We start from the raw sequence: 15,258 nt of genomic DNA on the forward strand, positions 1-15,258 counted from the left end.
AAAATAGTTTTTTAAAGAAATGCAACTGCAAATTCTCGAATAATTTTTGTTTAAAAAATTAAACTATTGTTAGAATAAAGGCTTTGTTTTTTGCCACAGATTAAAATGATTAAAAGGATTTCTATTCTTTGTATTAAAAAAACTGCGCTAATCTTTTTAATTTATGGTTAAATATTAATCGTTGATTGATCTAATTTTTTCAAAATTCAATTCAGAAAAATCAGAAATCACCCAATCAGCCATTGAATAATCTTGTAATTTGGAGTTGGGACTATCGTAACCTATACAAAAAATTCCGGCAGCTTTTGCCGCTTTTATTCCGTTGGTGCTGTCTTCTATTACGATGCAATTCTCTTTTGGACAATTAGATAAAAGAACAGCATGATTAAAAATGGCTGGATCAGGTTTGGAGTTTTCAAAATCTTCACCCGAAATTATATGAGTAAAATATTGATGCAAATTGAATCGATTAAAAATTCGATTAATCGTAACCTTAGCCGAGGATGAAGCTAGAATTAATTGCATTCCGTTTTGATGCAACACTTTTATTAAATCTTCAACACCATCAAGCAAATGTAAATCTTCTTTTTGGTCAAAAGCTTCATTGAAAAGTTGTCGTTTGGTATCGATTAACACCTCAACATCTTGAGATAATTGAAAATGATGTTTCAATTTTTGAAAAACATTTCGAGTCGAATTTCCAGTAAAAGAAGCATACATTTCGGGAGAAACGGTAATAGAAAGTTGTTCAAAATGTTGCCTAAAAGCATAATGATGAACTGGCTCGGTATCAACAATTACGCCGTCCATATCGAAGATTACGGTTTGTATCATTTGGATTTTTTAAAATTTTGATAGTATCATTTGATAGTATCAAGGAAAATATATTTACTTAAATTAACTTACTTTTCCTTTATAATTTGAATCATAATCTATCATCCATTCTATGCCATATTTATCTCTAAACATTCCGAAATAAGAACCCCAAGGACTATCTTGAATAGGAAATTCAACAGTTCCGCCAGCTGAAAGTCCGTTGAATAATTTGTCGGCTTCTTCTCGACTTTCGGCTCCAATAGCAATTTTAGATCTATGTTCGTTTTCATTGGTTGTTCCCATACTTGCTGGAACATCATTTGCCATCAAAACGTTGTTACCTATTGGCAAAGCAATATGCATAATTTTATTTTCTTCTTCTTTATCAACAGGAAAATCTGGACTCGCCATGTCTTTGAAACGCATAACTTTAGCGAATTCACCGCCAAAAACCGATTTGTAAAAAGTAAATGCCTCTTCAGCATTTCCGTTGAAATTTAAATGGATATTGATTAGTGCCATGGTTTTGTTATTTTATTGTTTTATTCAAAAGTATAAAAAATCATTTATTATTTATCCACCAAAATTCTCATCCTTAAAACCTATCAAATACAACTTGTCTTTGGCACGTGTAATGGCGGTGTAAAGCCAACGAATATAATCTCTATCGATGCCATCGGGCAAATATGGTTGTTCTACAAAAACGGTATTCCATTGTCCACCTTGCGATTTGTGACAAGTTATGGCATACGAAAACTTGACTTGCAATGCATTGAAATATTCGTTTTCTTTCACTTTTTGAAACATTTTGTACTTGGTTTCGCCTTCGTAATCTTTCATCACTTCTTGGTACAATCGGTTGGATTCATCGTATGTTAACGATGGTGATTCGCTAGTAATTGTATCAAGTAAAAGCACGGTTTCAAATGGTTTTTGGTTGGGATAATCGACCATTCTTATTTTGACATTGGCAAACTTAAAAGTGTACAATTCTTTAATTGAGAAAATCTCTAAAACTTCAATTATGTCGCCATTGGCAATAAATCCAGCTTCGTCTTTTTCTTTTAACCAAAAATAATTATTCTTAACCACCATCAAATAATCGCCCGTGGAAAGTTCGCTTTCTTTATCCAAAATTTTTGAACGAATTTGTTGGTTATATTGGTTGGCTCTTTTGTTGGAACGCACAATAAATGCCGTATCTTCAATGCTATAATTGCTGTAAGCTTGGTTAATAGCATCTTGAATATCATAACCATCTGTCAAGCGAACAATGTCTTTAAAACCTTTTAATTGAAATTGAAAATCGTCAATAAAATGGCTTTTTAGCAATTCACGCAAATCGGTTGCGTTGTACAAAATTCCGGAGTTTTCTTCCTGACGCATAACTTCATCAAGTTCGATACTGTGAACGGTTTTGTCATAATGCATCGCAAGCGTTTCGGTATCTAATGCTGGGCTTACATCTAAATTTACGGGTGGCAACTGCGCTGTATCGCCCAAAAGAATCATTTTGCAATTGGTTCCCGAATAGATATACGAAATCAAATCGTCGAGCAAACTTCCGTTTTCATATAATTTAGAATCCGAACTTGTATCTGAAATCATCGAAGCTTCATCGACTATAAAAATGGTGTTTTTGTGTTTGTTTTGTTGCATGGTAAACGAAACGCCACCACCACTCGACTTTTTAGGGAAATATATTTTTTTATGAATGGTAAAAGCAGGTTTTTGAGAATAATTGGCAATGACTTTGGCCGCTCGACCTGTTGGCGCCAACAAAACGTATTTCAAATTTATCGCTATCAAATTGTTGACAATTGTAGAAATAACGGTTGTTTTTCCTGTTCCAGCGTAGCCTTTTAAGACAAAAACTTCTTCGTTGTTGTTATTGGTAAGAAATTGAGCTATTTGTTGCAAAAAAATATCCTGTTTAACCGTTGGATTAAAAGGAAAATTTTGAAGTAAAATGGAATAGAAGTTTTTCAATGGCAAAAATCAATTACAAATTTCAATGACAATTTGAGAGTTGTAAAGATAGGTTTTTCAAAAGCAAAATTCAATGGCAATTTTAGAAATCAATCTTATTTTGAAATATGCATTTGTAGTTGAAATTGCGATTGACATTGATTTTTGTAATTGATATTGCTTTTTTCTTCGTAAGTTTGTACTGTTAAAATGCAACTATGAGTACGAGTATCACCGACAAAACGTATAAAAAACTATCGCTTTTGGTTTCGCCAGAAGGTTTTTCGTATGCTGTTTTTGATACTTTAAATTCAAAAGTTTTAGCAGTTAATGAAGTCGTGTTTTCTACAACTTCTTATTCAAATTTACTTGAAGATTCGTATTCAAAAGCTTTGTCTGAAAATGACGCTTTAATTGAAAAATATGATGAAATTATCGTTTTACATGATAATAATTTGTCTTGCTTTGTACCAACGCCTTTGTTCGACGAAAATGCTGCCGGAAGTTACCTTCAATACAATGTAAAAGTTTTTGAAACTGATTTTTTTGCTTTTGACAGTAACGAAACGTATCAATTTAACACCGTTTATGTTCCTTATGTCAACATTAATAATTTATTGATTGACCAATTTGGTTCGTTTGATTATAAGCATTCGCATTCAGTTTTGGTTTCAAAATTGTTAGATGCCTCTAAAAATATTGACGACAAAAAAATGTTTGTTCATTTTCAGCCCAATCATTTTGAAATAATCGTTGTTCAAAATCAGAAATTGTTACTTTTCAATTCTTTTGAATATAAAACACCCGAAGATTTGATTTATTATTTGCTTTTCACAGCAGAACAATTGTTGCTAAATCCAGAAAGTTTCAAGCTAGAATTTTTAGGAAATATCAATGAAGAAAGTGAATTTTTCAAAATTGCATATAAATACATTCGTAACGTATCTTTGTTTGATGTAACTGATTATCAAGCCAAAAATGGTTTTTCTGAAAATGAAAACCGAGCTCATTTTATACTTTTCAACTCATGAGAATTATCTCTGGCAAATACAAAGGCCGCCGCATCAATGCACCCAAAAATCTTCCTGTTCGTCCCACAACCGATATGAGTAAAGAAGCCTTGTTTAATGTGCTTAACAATCATTTCAATTTTAGCGAATTACGAGTTTTGGACCTTTTTGCAGGCACTGGAAATATAAGTTATGAATTTGCTTCTCGCGGAAGTGAAAGCATTAGTTCAGTCGATGAAGATTTTGGTTGTGTAAAATTCATTAAACAAACAGCAGCCGAATTTGATTTTCCAATCGCAGCAATCAAAAGTGATGTTTTCAAGTTTATTGAAAGAAGTAATTCGAGTTACGATATTGTTTTTGCCGATCCGCCTTATGGATTAGACCAAACTGTTTTTGAAAAATTGGTACTCTTAATTTTTGAAAAAGAACTTCTAAACGAAGATGGAATGGTTATTATAGAACATTCAAAACACACCAAATTGAATCACTTAGAGCATTTTTCTTTTGAAAAAAGTTACGGCGGTTCTATCTTTACTTTCTTTGAGTTTGAAAGTGATGAGGAAGATGAAGATCAATAAAATTCGATTAGTATAATTTTATCATTTTGAAATTCTACAGAAATCATTTCTTCTACATCACTAAAGTATTCTAAATCGTAACAAATTGAATTTGATTCTTCATCTTTAAAAAAATAAATATCATCTATATAATATTTTCCTAAATCAATATTTTTCTCCTGAAATTTTAAATTCAATTCCTCTTGAACAGATTTAGTAATCAATTCCAAAGAATCCATAATAAGATAAGCTTTGCTTAAAACTTCAGAAAAAGGACCATCTAAAGTTCCGTCTATTGAGACAGAAGTTGCATTTTCTGTTTTATTTTTAACTTCAAAAGCCCAATAGAAATACTCATCAGATTCGAAATAATCAGTTGTTAATTTACCAAATTTAGAATCATAAATAGTTTTGGACAATTCTTTTGGTTTCTTTTCAAATAATGATTTTAGGAACTTAAACATTTTTTGCAAGTTAAAATTAAAAAAAGCAGACCTATAAGCCGGATTCTGTATTTCGATTGCTCGAAACCCTTATCATTTATCTAGTCTCGTTGTTACCAACAAGATCAATCTTTCTACCCTTCGACAACGGACGAGTCATCCTTAAATGCCGATATACTTGAAATTTCACCGCATAGAGTTTACCTGGTTTCACTACAGCATTACCTGTACATACTTTCTGTTGCACTTGTCCTAATTCAATTGCTTGAACTGACGGGCGTTACCCGCTATGCTACTCTGTGGTGTCCGGACTTTCCTCCACGCTTTTGGGCGTGGCGATAAGGCGGTCTGCGGGGCAAAGATAGATATTTAGGATTTAAGATTGAGGATTTTTGATTTTTGAATTATTTCTCAAACTTTTAAACTTTTAAACTTTTAAACTTTTAAACTTTTAAACTTTTAACTACATTTGTAAACCAATAATTTTCTATGGAACAATTTGTAGTATCAGCTCGTAAATATCGTCCGCAAACGTTTAAAGACGTTGTGGGACAACAAGCTATTACCAATACTTTGTTGAACGCCATAGAAACCAATCACTTGGCTTCTGCACTATTATTTACTGGTCCAAGAGGTGTTGGTAAGACTACTTGTGCCCGTATTTTGGCTCGAAAAATTAACCAACCAGGTTATGACGATCCAAATGAAGATTTTGCTTTCAACGTTTTTGAGTTGGATGCCGCTTCTAACAATTCGGTAGATGATATTCGTAATTTGATTGACCAAGTTCGAATTCCGCCGCAAGCTGGACAGTATAAGGTTTATATTATTGACGAAGTTCATATGTTGTCATCAGCTGCATTTAATGCTTTTTTGAAAACATTAGAAGAGCCACCCAAACACGCCATTTTCATTTTGGCGACGACCGAAAAACACAAAATTATTCCAACGATTTTATCGCGTTGTCAGATATTTGATTTCAAAAGAATTACAGTAAAAGATGCTAAAGAACATTTAGCTGAAGTAGCGCAAAGTCAAGGTGTACAATTTGAAGACGATGCGTTGCATATCATTGCCCAAAAAGCAGATGGTGCTATGCGTGATGCTTTGTCAATTTTTGACAGAGTTGTTTCGTATTGTGGTACTAATTTGACTCGCCAAGCGGTAACCGAAAACTTAAATGTTCTAGATTACGAAACGTACATCAACGTAACGGATTTAATTTTAGAAAATAAAATTCCAGAATTGTTGATGGCTTACAACGAAATTCTATCTAAAGGATTTGACGGACATCATTTTGTAGCTGGTTTAGCTTCTCATTTTAGAGATTTATTAGTTTCCAAAACACCTGCAACTATTAGCTTGATGGAAATAGGTGAACAAGCTCAAAAATTGTATTTTGACCAATCACAAAAAACTTCACAAGAATTTTTATTAAAGGGAATTGAAATTGCCAACGACTGCGATTTAAAATACAAACTATCTCAAAATCAGCGCTTATTAGTTGAACTTTGCTTGATGCAATTAGCCTCTATCACTTATGATGGAGAAAAAAAAAAGTTGACTTTATAATTCCACCTACTTATTATAGAAACAACAATTTTTCAATTACCGAAGTTAAAATTGTTGAAACTACGCCGAAAGTTGAAGTAAAACCAATTGAAGAACTTCCAATAATTGAAACAAAATCGGAAATTGTAGAAGTAGAAACTTCAAATAATATAGCTACTACAGAAATTGTTGAAGAAAAACAAGTAGTAAGTAATAATCAACAAGCAACAACCGACAATCCTAAAGTTTCTGCTTTGTCGTTAGCGAGTATTCGTGCCAAAAGAGAATTGGAACAACAAAACAAATCAGTAGTAAAAGAAACTGTTCATTTACCAGCCGAAACGTTTACCGAAACCGACATGCAAGCATTTTGGTATAAATATGCAGATAAATTAGGTGACAAAGGTTATCGTATTATGGAATCATTACTTAGAATTAATGACCCCAAACTTTCTGGATTTACAATCACTCACGAATTGCCAAATGAAGGTGCGAAAATCGAATTTGAATCTGAAAAAAATGGTTTATTGACATTTTTAAAAAGTCACTTACATAACCACGAAATAACAATTGATATTGTTGTAAATGAATCAGTTGAAAATAAATTTGCCTTCACAGCACAAGATAAATTCAATCGTTTGAATCAGCTAAATCCTAATTTAGAATTACTTCGCAAAACCTTTGAATTAGACCTATAAATTATGGCTGACTATTTTTTTGAGGTTACTTATGAAGGAATTGTTTACCAAAAAGAAGAAGTCAATTTCAAAGAATTTGAGCAATGCACGTTTACCAATTGCGATTTTAGAAACTGCTTATTCGTTGCCGTAACTTTTATAGATTGTACTTTCCACAATTGCAATTTTGATACTACAAAAGTAAATTATGTAGCCTTTAGAACGGTGACTTTTAATCATTGTAGTTTTAGAGAAGTCAATTTTGCCATGAGCGACAAACTCATTTTTGAAATGCATTTCAACAATTGTATTTTAGATTTTACCAAATTTTACACTTTAAAAATCCGAACCAATTCTTTTACCAATTGCAGTATGATTGCCATTGATTTTATGGCTACCGATTTGACTGGCGTTGTTTTTGACAATTGCGATTTATACCGTTCCGAATTTGAAAAAGCAATTGCTAACAAAGCAAATTTCAAAACCAGTTACAATTATACTATTGATCCAACCAAAACTAAATTGAAGAAAGCGATTTTTTCGCTAGAAGGTGCTAAAGGATTGCTTTTTAAGCATGATTTAGTTATTTCTGATTGATATTTAGTTTTATTATTTTATATATTTACATTTAAAATTTATATAAAAGATGGCAACTTCAATTTCACAACAACTAGCCAACCGATTTAGAGAAGTTATCCTCAATGGAACGTGGATTGCAAATACTAATTTTAGATTAGAATTAGATAATTTGAATTACGAAATTGCAACAACCAAAATCGATTCGTTGAACACAATTGCCGTTTTGGCACAACACATTCATTATTACATCAATGGTATAAATAATGTTTTCAAAGGTGGAAAATTGGAAATAAGAGATGTTTATAGTTTTGATTTTGAATCTATTGAATCACAAAGTCAATGGAAAAATTTTTTAAATCAATTTTGGAAAGATGCCGAAGAATTTGCTTCATTAGTAGAAAAAATGTCTGATGAAAACCTAAATGAACCGTTTGTTGATGAAAAGTACGGAACATATTTGCGAAATATTGATGGAATGATTGAACATAGTTATTACCATTTGGGACAAATTCCATTATTGAAAAAACATATATCAAAATAAGCTAACCAAAAACTAAAATTATGAAAACTACTATCTTAAAAAACGGAATTATTGGAGGAATAATTGTTTCAATATTTATGGGATTGAGCGTATATTTTCATTCTCAAAATCTTGAAAACGAAACGTTAAGCTATATTCTTGGGTTTTCAGGAATGTTTATTGCTTTTATATTTACATTTATCGGAATGAAGCAATATCGAGATAAAGTCAATAATGGTTCAATTTCATTTGGAAAAGCTTTTACAATTGGATTATCAATTGCTTTTATAATTTCAACGATATACGTACTAGTTTGGCTTTTTGAATTGCATAATTTCTATCCTGATTTTATGGAAAAATATGCCGCTAGCGAAATAACAAAACTACAATCGAGTGGATTGAGCGCAACCGAAATAGCAACCAAAACTGCCGAAATGAATCAAATGACAGAATCGTATAAAAATCCTTTATATGTTATTGGCATGACCTACTTTGAAATCTTACCAATTGGAATCTTTTTCTCTTTGATTTTTGCTTTAGTAGTGAAAAAGAAAGCTGTTTAAATACGACCATAGTACATAGCCTTAACAATTCCATCCGAAAGTCCAATTTTAGGCACATAAATTTGGCGTGCATTACTCCATTTCATGGCGTTAAGATAAATGCGAGTTGCTGGTATAATTACGTCGGCACGGTCGGTATTCAAACCCATTTCGGCAATACGTTGTTCGTAGGTTAACGAATTTAAGTATTGATATTGCGAATTTAGGTATAAAAAAGAAAGCGGTTTATCTTGCTGTTTTCCTGATAATTTAAACAATTTATTAATATTTCCACCAGAACCTATTAACGTTATATTGTCATAATCTTGGGTGTTGGTTCTAATCCATTTTTCGATTTCTTCCCAAACGACCTCGTTTACCATATTGTTTAGCAATCGAACAGTTCCGTTTTTGAATGATTTAGAAACAATCAATTTGCCGTTAGAGAATAGTGAAAACTCGGTGCTTCCGCCACCAACATCAACATAAAGATAGGTTTTGTCGGTAGAAAGAAAACTGTGCAAATCAGAAGAAGCAATAATAGCAGCTTCTACTTTTCCGTCAATAATTTCGATATCTATTTCTGATTTTTCTCTTATTATTTCTGTGACTTCTTTTCCGTTATAAGCTTCTCGCATTGCCGATGTGGCGCAGGCTTTGTATTTGTCTATTTTATAAACTTTCATAAGAAGTCTAAAAGCGGTCATGGCATCGGTCATGCGATCGATGTTTTCGGGAGAAATTTCGCCCACGGTAAAGGCATCTTGTCCTAAACGAATAGGTACTCGAATTAAAGCACTTTTGTTAAACTGTGTTTCTTTGCCTTCTTGTTCGACAATGTTGGTAATAAGCAATCGCATGGCATTAGAACCAATATCGATAGCAGCGTATTTTTTGATTGAAATCATTCCTGATTTGGGAGTTATTAGTTGTTATTTAGCACTAATCTGCCCCAGATAATAGTGAAAAGCCACGCAGTTGTAGGACTTATTTTTTCTTGGCTTTATAAAGCGACCAACAGAAGCTCTTATAAAGACTTAGAAAAAAAAGTGCTACAGCAAGTGCTTGTAACGAATAGCTGGAAATAGGCTCATGTATTAAACTTTATCTATTCTGTCTTCGACGTTTTTTTCGTAATATTTATAGGTTTCGAGTTGCGCTCTAAAAACAGGTTCGTCAGTCTGGCGAGTTCTATATTTATTATCTAATTTTTCGGAGTGGTAGCGCGCTTTTACATTTCCTTTCCAGCCAATGTTGAAATTATCTATTAGTTGTTTTTTGATGTCTTCTTGGTAAATTGGACAGGTTACTTCTACTCGACCGTCGAGATTGCGAGTCATAAAATCGGCACTCGAAATAAAGACTTCGGGATTGTCATCGTTACCAAAAATGAATACTCGAGAATGCTCAAGAAAATTATCGACAATGCTAATGGCTTCAATGTTTTCGGACATGTCTTTTATACCAGGAATTAGCGAACAAATACCTCGAATTTGCAATTTTATTTTAACTCCTGCATTGCTAGCATCATACAGTTTATCTATCATTTGATAATCGGACAAACTATTCATTTTAAGGTTAATATATGCTGTTTTTCCGGCTAATGCGTTGGTGATTTCCCTTTCGATTAACTTATTAAATCGAGAGCGGCTGTAATGTGGTGAAACAATTAGGTGCTTATAACGATGAACACGATAGTTAACATCAAAAAACTCAAATACTTTATTTACATCTTTTAGAATTTTTTGATGGCTTGTAAAAAGAGTAACATCGGTGTAAATTTTGGCAGTAGATTCGTTGAAATTTCCTGTCGAAATCAATCCAAAACGTTTTAATTTTCCGTTGTCATCAATTCTTTCAATTACACAAATTTTGCTATGTACTTTTAGTCCTTTTATTCCGAAAATAAGTTGAATTCCTTCTGTTTGCATTTGCTCTGCATAGGAAATATTACTTGCTTCGTCAAAACGAGCTTGCAACTCAATTTGAACAGTAACTTTCTTTCCGTTTTTGGCAGCATTGATAAGCGAACTGATAATCTGCGAGTTTTTGGCTAATCGATATAAAGTGATTTTTATAGTTGTAACTTTTGGATCGAGAGCAGCTTCACGAAGAAACTTTATTAAATAGGAAAACGATTGATAAGGTGCAAAAACCAGATAATCTTTTTGTTCAATTTTGTTGAGAATACTACCTTCGAGCGAAAGACCTTCTACAGGCAAAGGCTTTTTTTGTTGGTAAAGCAAATCATGTCTTCCAAGATTAGGAAAATCCATATAATCGCGACGATTATGGTATCGACCACCCGGAATAATACTATCGGAAGCGTCGATTCCCATTCGGGTAATGAAAAACTTAAGCGTATCTTTGCTAATTGCAGTATCGTAAACAAAACGAACGGGTTCTCCAATACGTCTATCTTTTACAGAAGTTGCAATTTTTTCGAGCATACTTTTATTGATATCAGAATCGATGTCGAGCTGAGCATCACGGGTAATTTTAATCATGTGTGCCGAGATGCTTTCGTAGTCAAAAATGTTAAAAATATTTTCTAAATTAAATCGAATTACATCGTCTAAAAGCATGATATATTTTTTATCATTTGGAGACGGAAGTTCGACAATTCTGTTCGTATTTTTAGGAATTTCGATTAAAGCATACCTTTTTTCTTTTTTGGGCTTAACCAATCCTAAAAGAGATGCTTTTTCTGTAGGTTTCATTACTAATTTGATTGCCAAATACCCTGCAGTATCTTTTAGTAATGGAAATTCGTCAAGATCATTCAAGATAATGGTAACAACTTCTGGGCTGACTTTTTGAATAAAAAAATCTTTAACAAATGTTTGATGTTCGGGAGAAAGCTGATTTTCATTAACAATAAAAATATTTTCTTTTTCGAGTTGTGATTCGATTATTTTAAGAATTCGCAAACTTTCTGCTTGTTGCTTGATTACAATTTCAGTTATTTCTTTTACTAATTGTTGCGCTGAGATTCCGCCAAGAACATTTTCGCCAGAAATTCCAGCTAAACTTAAACGACGAATTGCAGCATATCTAACTCTAAAAAACTCATCAAGGTTGTTAGAAAATATTCCTAAAAAACGTAATCTATCAAGTAATGGAACTGTTTCGTCAGCTGCTTCTTGGAGAACACGGGCGTTAAATGATAACCAGCTTTTTTCTCTATCAATATATCTATAATTCTTTTCTAAACTCATATTATTATACGGAATGATTTGGAAAAATAATTTTATCCGTTTTACCTTTATTAATTGATTGCCAATTTACTGTATCAAATACAATTGATACAAAACCAGAAGTTGGAATTGAATCGATGTAAAGACTGCCAAATTGGTTAACAAAATCTGTTAATGCATTGTTATGTCCAAAAATAACTAAATTTTCGATAGTATCAGGACACATTTTAATGATTTTTTCTAATGTATTGCCATCAAAAGTATATAAATTATCTTTTAGAATTATTTGATTTGGATCAAACTCCCAATATTTAACAAAAACTTTACATGTTTCATGAGTTCTTATAGCAGAGCTTGACCAAATAGTATAGCTTGAATCAACTAAATATTTGGATTTTTCAGCTACCAAAATTGAGTTATTAATTCCTTTTGGGATTATATTTCTATCAAAGTCTTTAAAAGAAAGATCTTGAGTTGCTTTTGCGTGTCTAATTAGGATTAAATTTTTCATTTTTTTAACTAAAATTTAGTTTGCAAATTTAGTTAAAATAGTATCGATGTCTAAAAAGCAGTTATTAACAATTTTAAAAGGGAAAAGCAGATTTTAGTTTAAAAAATGAGTGTTTAATCGATTATTACTGCTTTTTACCGACAAAATAGTTAGTTGTTAACATAAATTTTATTTGTTTGTTAGTTATTATTAATTGTTAAAAAAAATGTTGATAAAGTAATTCCGGTACCTATAATATTTACAGATTTATTGATTTTAAAAAGCTATTTATTATTCATTTTTAGTGTTTTATCGACTAAAATTGCAATTCATAGATATTCTATACAAAATGAATGTTTCTTATCTATTTTTGGTTCTGAAAAGTGTAGTTATGTTTAACGTGGTTACATTTTTTTTGATTACCCAATCTAAAACAAAATAACATGATGAATTTTATGCGTAAAGCTAAGCTAAATAAGTATTTTTTATTTAGTCTTATTTTCTTGTCGACTTCTAACATTAAAATTTTTGCAGAAGGAACTCCAACCCTTTCTCCAAATCCAACAGCTATAACAGGTGTTTTAGTTGCTCCAGATATTCCTTCTGGATCCTATTACAATAATCAACCTGGGAACGCAGCACCTGAAGACAATCGAATTTACTTTAGAATCGGTAATCATACAGTTGAAAATTTATATTATGGTTTTGACTTTAGAGAATATGTAGCAGGAGTTGCTAATAGAACCGTTAATTTATACTATAGAATTCATAGTCCCTCAGGAGCAGTTTTTCAAGCAAAATGGAATCAGACAAATAACATTGCTGGTAGTATTGATTCATATTCTGAAGGATTTAATGGACCAAATATTGGAGGCGTAACTAATGGGTATGATCCATTATCATACGATCCTACTGAAAATGGTGAATATTGGATTGAATTTTACAGAAGTGCTGACGGTGGTGCAAACCCAATTTTAACATCTGCGGGTAGAGCTATTGGTGTTTATTTTGACTTAACAGTCGCTAATAGTTCTGGCGCTAATCCCAGAAAAAATGGTCGTGTACACTGTGATAAGTGGGGTTTGATGGCTGTTGTACCAGGTGATTTTGGGTTTTCTACACAAGCGAGTTCTGAACCAGAATTATATGTTTATACAGATCAATCTGTAATTTTAAAAATAAATATTGAAGCTGGATTTAAACCTCTTGCATACGATTTGGCATTAAATAGTTATGGTGTAAGCAATATTGGTCCATGGACTACTACAAGAAAATCAATAAAAAGCACATCTGCTCCTTCGTTACCTGATGGATATAAGATATTTTTAAACAATCCGGATTCTGCTTATTATCCTGTAGCAGTGATACCTCCTAACCCGCAATTTTTAAACCCTCAAATGACTGGTTGCGGTCCTTATAACATTAGATTCCAAATTTTTGAACCTGGTGATGTATATCTAATGTTTGACATGAATGGCACACCTGGATTTCAACCAAATACCTCTGATTTAATTTTAGAAGCAACTGATTTATCTACTGGAGTAAATAGCATTTCATGGAATGGTCTTGACGCCCTTGGAAACGTTGTTCCAGACGGATCTACTATGACATTATCTCTTAATTATCTGAAAGGGAGATATAATTTACCTTTATTTGATGCAGAAATTAACAGTGGCGGTTTTAGTGTTGATATTGTTGCTCCTATTATCGATCCTTTTGCAGATACACTCACAACAATGTATTGGGATGATTCTGAATTAGCAGTTGATGCAAACTGTTTAAATACACTTAACAACACTACTACTGGTGGTTTTAACAACTCGGTCATAGGAACTTCAATACGTCCAGCGCATGCTTGGAGTTTTAATGGAAATCCTTCCCAAATAATCCCAGCTCCAACAAATGGTCTACCTACAAATAATGAACTTGATGGAGTTACTTGCAACGATTTTGGAAATGGACGTATAATTAATACATGGGGTTGGGGATTAAAAACATTAGCTGTACAAGCTTTCACCTTTAAAGGTTGTTCTGACTTAAGAGTTGTAAAATCAGGTCCTGCAACTGCAATAGCTGGTGGCAATATTACTTTTACAATAACGGCAACTAATTTGGGTATCAGTAGTGATACTAATGTAACTGTAACTGACCTCTTGCCTTCAGGTTATACATTTGTAAGTGCAACACCAACAACTGGAGTTTATGATGATACAACTGGTATTTGGACAATTGGTAATTTTGGTAATAGCTCAAGTGCTGTATTAACTATTCAAGCAATTGTTAATGCTACAGGTAATTACACAAATTCAGCATGTATTGATGGTGATAATAATGATCCTATTGCTCCTAACAACTGTTCTTCTGTAACACCAACTGTTACAGTTCCTCCAACTGTAACCTTAACAGGAACCCAAACCATTGCTGAAAACGCAGCTGGTGTAGCTACAATCACAGCTACACTTTCTAACACAACAACAGTAGCAACTGTTATTACTTTGGGTTATACTGGAACAGCCACAAATGGAACTGATTATGTTGCTTCTTCAACTACGATAACTATTCCTGCTAATTCAACTACTGGAACAGTTACTATCGACCCATCGGATGATATAATTTTCGAAGGAGATGAAACCGTTATTATCGATATCACAAACGTAACAGGTGGAAATGGTGCATTAGAATTAGGTACTCAACAAGCAATTGTTACTATTGTAGATAATGAAACTATTCCAACTGTAACTTTAACTGGAACACAAACCATTGCTGAAAACGCAGCTGGTGTGGCGACAATTACAGCAACGCTTTCTTCACCTACAACTGTACCAACTGTTATAACTGTTGCTTATACAGGTACTGCAACAAACGGAACTGATTATACTCCATCTTCTGTTACAATTACTATTCC

General features: G+C 32.6%; 15 protein-coding genes and 1 other RNA gene. 8 read left to right on the forward strand and 8 right to left on the reverse strand.

The window, feature by feature from the left end:
- Nucleotides 1–174: 174 nt before the first annotated feature.
- From O9267_RS12865 to O9267_RS12875, 3 genes are all read right to left on the reverse strand, one after another.
- On the reverse strand, nt 175–834 hold the full coding sequence (locus O9267_RS12865; protein WP_298180198.1) for an HAD family hydrolase: 660 nt from the start codon (nt 832–834) through the stop codon (nt 175–177).
- A gap of 63 nt (nt 835–897) precedes the next feature.
- Nucleotides 898–1,338, reverse strand: coding sequence for a VOC family protein (locus tag O9267_RS12870; RefSeq protein WP_298180200.1), 441 nt, complete (start codon nt 1,336–1,338; stop codon nt 898–900).
- 51 nt (nt 1,339–1,389) lie between these two features.
- Nucleotides 1,390–2,811 (reverse strand): AAA family ATPase, encoded by a 1,422-nt coding sequence (locus O9267_RS12875; protein WP_298180202.1) that lies wholly within the window; start codon nt 2,809–2,811, stop codon nt 1,390–1,392.
- A gap of 191 nt (nt 2,812–3,002) precedes the next feature.
- Between O9267_RS12875 and O9267_RS12880 the strand changes: the two genes are divergently transcribed.
- Nucleotides 3,003–3,815, forward strand: a complete 813-nt coding sequence (locus tag O9267_RS12880) for a DUF3822 family protein (RefSeq protein ID WP_298180204.1) — start codon at nt 3,003–3,005, stop codon at nt 3,813–3,815.
- Nucleotides 3,812–4,375 (forward strand): RsmD family RNA methyltransferase, encoded by a 564-nt coding sequence (locus O9267_RS12885; RefSeq protein WP_298180206.1) that lies wholly within the window; start codon nt 3,812–3,814, stop codon nt 4,373–4,375. The genes O9267_RS12880 and O9267_RS12885 overlap by 4 nt, the downstream gene beginning before the upstream one ends.
- On the opposite strand, the gene O9267_RS12890 is transcribed toward O9267_RS12885, so the two are convergent.
- Together O9267_RS12890 and rnpB are read right to left on the reverse strand one after the other, a co-directional pair.
- Nucleotides 4,369–4,818: a hypothetical protein gene (locus O9267_RS12890; protein ID WP_298180208.1), complete on the reverse strand. Its 450-nt coding sequence runs from the start codon at nt 4,816–4,818 to the stop codon at nt 4,369–4,371. The genes O9267_RS12885 and O9267_RS12890 overlap by 7 nt on opposite strands.
- Nucleotides 4,819–4,836: 18 nt before the next feature.
- Nucleotides 4,837–5,152: RNase P RNA component class A (rnpB, locus tag O9267_RS12895), an RNA gene on the reverse strand.
- 134 nt (nt 5,153–5,286) lie between these two features.
- Between rnpB and dnaX the strand changes: the two genes are divergently transcribed.
- The 5 genes from dnaX (at nt 5,287) to O9267_RS12920 (ending at nt 8,687) form a co-directional block, all read left to right on the forward strand.
- A complete protein-coding gene (dnaX, locus tag O9267_RS12900) occupies nt 5,287–6,369 on the forward strand; it encodes a DNA polymerase III subunit gamma/tau (RefSeq protein WP_298180210.1) in 1,083 nt (360 codons plus the stop codon).
- Between the two features lie 233 nt (nt 6,370–6,602).
- A complete protein-coding gene (locus tag O9267_RS12905) occupies nt 6,603–7,046 on the forward strand; it encodes a DNA polymerase III (RefSeq protein WP_298180213.1) in 444 nt (147 codons plus the stop codon).
- Nucleotides 7,047–7,049: 3 nt separating this feature from the next.
- On the forward strand, nt 7,050–7,622 hold the full coding sequence (locus tag O9267_RS12910) for a pentapeptide repeat-containing protein (protein ID WP_298180215.1): 573 nt from the start codon (nt 7,050–7,052) through the stop codon (nt 7,620–7,622).
- A gap of 49 nt (nt 7,623–7,671) precedes the next feature.
- Nucleotides 7,672–8,145, forward strand: a complete 474-nt coding sequence (locus O9267_RS12915; protein ID WP_298180217.1) for a DUF1572 domain-containing protein — start codon at nt 7,672–7,674, stop codon at nt 8,143–8,145.
- A gap of 20 nt (nt 8,146–8,165) precedes the next feature.
- A complete protein-coding gene (locus O9267_RS12920) occupies nt 8,166–8,687 on the forward strand; it encodes a DUF4199 domain-containing protein (protein WP_298180219.1) in 522 nt (173 codons plus the stop codon).
- Here the strand turns inward: O9267_RS12920 and O9267_RS12925 are convergent.
- The 3 genes from O9267_RS12925 to O9267_RS12935 all read right to left on the reverse strand — a co-directional run bounded on the left by O9267_RS12925 (nt 8,684) and on the right by O9267_RS12935 (nt 12,374).
- Nucleotides 8,684–9,574, reverse strand: coding sequence for an exopolyphosphatase (locus O9267_RS12925; RefSeq protein ID WP_298180221.1), 891 nt, complete (start codon nt 9,572–9,574; stop codon nt 8,684–8,686). The genes O9267_RS12920 and O9267_RS12925 overlap by 4 nt on opposite strands.
- A 189-nt stretch (nt 9,575–9,763) precedes the next feature.
- Nucleotides 9,764–11,884, reverse strand: a complete 2,121-nt coding sequence (ppk1, locus tag O9267_RS12930) for a polyphosphate kinase 1 (protein WP_298180223.1) — start codon at nt 11,882–11,884, stop codon at nt 9,764–9,766.
- Nucleotides 11,885–11,888: 4 nt separating this feature from the next.
- Nucleotides 11,889–12,374 (reverse strand): histidine phosphatase family protein, encoded by a 486-nt coding sequence (locus O9267_RS12935; RefSeq protein ID WP_298180225.1) that lies wholly within the window; start codon nt 12,372–12,374, stop codon nt 11,889–11,891.
- Between the two features lie 422 nt (nt 12,375–12,796).
- On the opposite strand from O9267_RS12935, the gene O9267_RS12940 reads away from it, so the two are divergent.
- A partial coding sequence (locus tag O9267_RS12940; protein WP_298180227.1) for a Calx-beta domain-containing protein occupies nt 12,797–15,258 on the forward strand: 2,462 nt, incomplete at its 3' end.

The organism is Flavobacterium sp., from assembly GCF_027531705.1.
Taxonomy (GTDB): domain Bacteria; phylum Bacteroidota; class Bacteroidia; order Flavobacteriales; family Flavobacteriaceae; genus Flavobacterium.